General features: G+C 55.7%; 1 protein-coding gene. It reads right to left on the bottom strand.

Annotated elements, in window-relative coordinates; translation table 11 throughout:
• The coding region (locus RZO55_RS14605) for an FtsX-like permease family protein (RefSeq protein ID WP_318065003.1) at positions 1-345 on the bottom strand (345 nt) is incomplete at both ends.

Here is a 345-nt window from a genome sequence, read left to right as displayed (position 1 = left end):
TCTTGATAAAGCTGTATTGGCTGCCGTCCGTCAATACGTTCAACGCGGCTTTGTAGAAAGCGAGCACAATGATCACCGGGAAGACGGCTCCCAGCATGCCGATGAACGCCCCCTCGATGAAGAAGGGCCAGCGGATAAACCAGTTGCTCGCTCCGACCAGCCGCATGATTTCGATCTCGCGACGACGGGCGAAAATGGTCAGCTTAATCGTGTTGGAAATGAGGAACGCCGCCAACACAGCCAACCCCAGACCGAACACCAGCACCACATTCCGGACCAGGCTGGAGAAATCCAGCAGCTTGTCCGTCACGCCGTCGCCGTGGTCTTCATGTTCAATCAAGTTGT

Origin of the sequence: Clostridium boliviensis (assembly GCF_033342255.1) — a bacterium.
In the GTDB taxonomy this organism is placed as follows: domain Bacteria; phylum Bacillota; class Clostridia; order Lachnospirales; family Lachnospiraceae; genus Lacrimispora; species Lacrimispora boliviensis.
The sequence above is the reverse complement of the archived record's forward strand: the minus strand, read 5'-3'. Positions and strand labels throughout refer to the sequence as shown.